The sequence below is a fragment of the Polynucleobacter sp. 39-46-10 genome (assembly GCF_002282275.1).
Genome location: NZ_NCJB01000298.1, coordinates 1 through 2,832 on the forward strand (window position 1 = coordinate 1; position 2,832 = coordinate 2,832).

The 2,832-nt window shown below is 45.8% G+C and carries 4 protein-coding genes; 1 reads left to right on the top strand and 3 read right to left on the bottom strand.

The features are described 5' to 3' along the window. Window positions 1-802: heterodisulfide reductase-related iron-sulfur binding cluster (locus B7X71_RS14675; protein ID WP_293601191.1), on the top strand; the 802-nt coding region annotated here is incomplete at its 5' end. Between the two features lie 21 nt (window positions 803-823). On the opposite strand, the gene B7X71_RS14680 is transcribed toward B7X71_RS14675, so the two are convergent. From B7X71_RS14680 to queG, 3 genes are all read right to left on the bottom strand, one after another. Continuing rightward, window positions 824-1,165 carry an AzlD domain-containing protein gene (locus tag B7X71_RS14680; RefSeq protein ID WP_293599489.1) on the bottom strand — a complete coding sequence of 114 codons (342 nt, stop codon included), beginning with the start codon at window positions 1,163-1,165 and terminating at the stop codon, window positions 824-826. After that, a complete protein-coding gene (locus B7X71_RS14685; RefSeq protein WP_293601192.1) occupies window positions 1,165-1,950 on the bottom strand; it encodes an AzlC family ABC transporter permease in 786 nt (261 codons plus the stop codon). The genes B7X71_RS14680 and B7X71_RS14685 overlap by 1 nt, the downstream gene beginning before the upstream one ends. Window positions 1,951-1,992: 42 nt before the next feature. Continuing rightward, a partial coding sequence (gene queG, locus B7X71_RS14690; RefSeq protein ID WP_293601194.1) for a tRNA epoxyqueuosine(34) reductase QueG occupies window positions 1,993-2,832 on the bottom strand: 840 nt, incomplete at its 5' end.

Consider the following 2,832-nt stretch of genomic DNA (forward strand, 5'->3'; position numbering starts at 1 on the left):
TACCCCGGCTGAACTCAGTCAAGATGATGCCAATGGTAATAAAGGCGTTGTGCTGTTGGCAGATACCTTCAATGCCTACTTTGAAGATGAGAATTTACAAGCAGCACTTGCGGTACTGAAGGCTGCTGGATATCGTGTCCATATTCCACAGAAGAGCTTGGCTAAGGAAAAAGCAGACTCCACACCAAATACGTGTTCTAAGGAATTTTGCTGTGGCCGCACCTATTTAGCCGCTGGTATGGTGGATAAAGCCAAAGCCAGTTTGGATGAGTTGGTAAATCATCTTGCGCCATTTGCAGAAAAGAATATTCCTATCATTGGTCTAGAACCTTCTTGCCTGTTCACCTTGAAGGATGAAGCTTTAGTCATGGGCTTTGGTGAGCGTGCGGTGACAGTAAGTAAGCATGTACAGCTCTTAGAAGAATTTTTAGCTCAAGAAGCAAAGAGTGGAAAACTGCGACTTCAGTTAAAGCCAGCCTCGCGCCCGGTGTTATTTCATGGTCATTGCCATCAGAAATCATTTGCTGCTGTAACACCGGCGATGGAGCTCTTGAGGTTAATCCCGAATGCCGAACCTAAACTGATTGAATCATCCTGCTGCGGTATGGCAGGTAGCTTTGGTTATGAAGTTGAGCATATTGAGGTTTCAAAGCAAATGGCAGAAGCTAGCCTCTTACCAGCAATACGAAAGGCCCCAGACAGTTGGGTGGTTGCAGATGGGACAAGCTGTCGCCACCAGATTGCCGATGGCACACAAAGAGATGCAGTACACATTGCCAAAATTTTGGCTGCCCATCTTTAAATCAAACTACTTAAGATTTGCTTAGCGTATAACGCCGTAAGCCAACATCAGAAGCGTTCCAGTCAATAGGGCTGGAACGAGGCGGTGGGTTGGTTTTGAAACCATCACACCCAAACTGAGAAGGCAAATCAGAATCCGAATCCATATGGGTACTGTTGCTAATAGACCAATTGGCATCAAGACCATTCTGACCACTAAAGCTGCAACCATGGCATAGGTTACTGCGGCAAGCCAACGAAAGATTTCACTGTCTTGGTTAATTTTTTTGGCGAGCAAAACACCAATGGCACGGCAAAAATAAGTTCCAAGAGTAGCGCCAGCTAAGGCAATCCATAAACCCCAGCCTTGAAGAGCGGTATTCATTAGCCTATTACCCCTGCTTTCTTACGCAACACTTTGCGATCAAATAAATAGGCAGCAGTTCCAGCGACTAAACCAGTAGTCAGCAAGCTCGTATCGCGATCCAAAATAAAGAAAAAAGGACCCAGTACAAATCCAAGACCAATAGCAATTCGATTAATCCAGACCTTTACTTCAGTAAATGTCAGCAAAAAGAACAAAGGATTAATAAAAACTAAACCAAGCGTAATGGCTGGAGGCACCATACCAGCCAAGTAGTAACCCAAAATAGTACCGGGCACTGAGATCAGCCAACACAAGAGGCCAAGACCCATGAAATAACTTAGACGATGCTTTGCCTCAATAGTCTGAAACTCTCGCATCGAAATTGCCCATGCTGTCATTGCTAGCAGATGAACCGAAGCATAGAGACCGTGATTGCGATCTTTTTCATGGAGCTGAGGAAAGAGCGTCACAGTCATTGTGATAAAGCGCGTGGATGTCAAAGTCACTGCCAGTGCAATAGCTAGCAGTGAAGATCCTGTTATAGCCATCTCTAGCAATACCACCTGACCAGGCAATGCAAACATCAAGAAACTGGTGGCGCCGGTAAACCAGACATCCATACCATTCGTTTTGCCCATCGCACCAAAACCTACCATGCCTGCAAACAAGACCATAGCTGGGGCTCCTGCAGCATCACGAATGCCAGACCAAAAAGCATGACTGGAATCTTTAAAGCGTTGTGCAGCCAAACCTTCAAGAGCAATTTCGCTAGGGTCTATATCGGGTTTATCGGCTAATGACATGAAACGATTGTAAGTGAGATAGGGCTTAAGCTTCCAATTTATCTAGGCATCTAGGGCCCACTGAATATGCTCGGCCACTAAACTATCCGAGCTTGGCAAGCAGGCCAATAAAGCCTTTCTGAGGGAGCGTTGCTCAATCTCCGATACCTCACCATCAGCCAAGGCATTCCCCATCGCAACAGCTAAGTTTCTGCGCCAGCGGGTGTAACCAATACGACGAATTGCACTACCTTCGTGACGCTTCTCGAATTCTTCCTCAGTCCAAGACCAAAGCTGCAAGAGACTAGCTCTTCCAAGACCATGTCGTTCAGCAAAGTCAGGTAAGGCTGTACGTTGCGCAAATTTATTCCAAGGACAAATCAACTGACAGTCGTCACATCCATAAACACGATTACCCATTGCCCTACGAAATTCCACCGGAATGGCATCTGGGTTTTCAATCGTTAAATAAGAAATACAGCGTCGTGCATCTAATTGATAAGGGGCGGTAATAGCTTGTGTGGGACATACATCAATACAAGATTGGCAAGTACCGCAATGGGAATCTTCCTCTTGATCAATCGGTAGCGGGACATCAACCAATATCTCACCTAAAAAAAATGTAGACCCAGATTCACGATTAAGCAAGAGCGTATGCTTGCCTCGCCAACCTAAGCCTGCCTTACGAGCCAACTCCACCTCCATTAATGGAGCTGAGTCGGTAAATACACGATAACCAAATGCGCCAATTTGTTTTTCAATTCGTTGCGCAAACTCTTGCAAACGATTGCGCATCACCTTGTGATAGTCGCGCCCACGGGCGTACATGGATACAACTGCCTGAGTTGGTTCAGCTAAACGTTGCCACTCATGGTCAAAATCTATTTCAGGAGATAGGTAGTT

Coding starts and splice junctions, on each gene's coding strand:
- B7X71_RS14680 (WP_293599489.1), bottom strand. CDS start 1,165: ATGAATACCGCTCTTCAAGGCTGGGGTTTATGGATTGCCTTAGCTGGC.
- B7X71_RS14685 (WP_293601192.1), bottom strand. CDS start 1,950: ATGTCATTAGCCGATAAACCCGATATAGACCCTAGCGAAATTGCTCTT.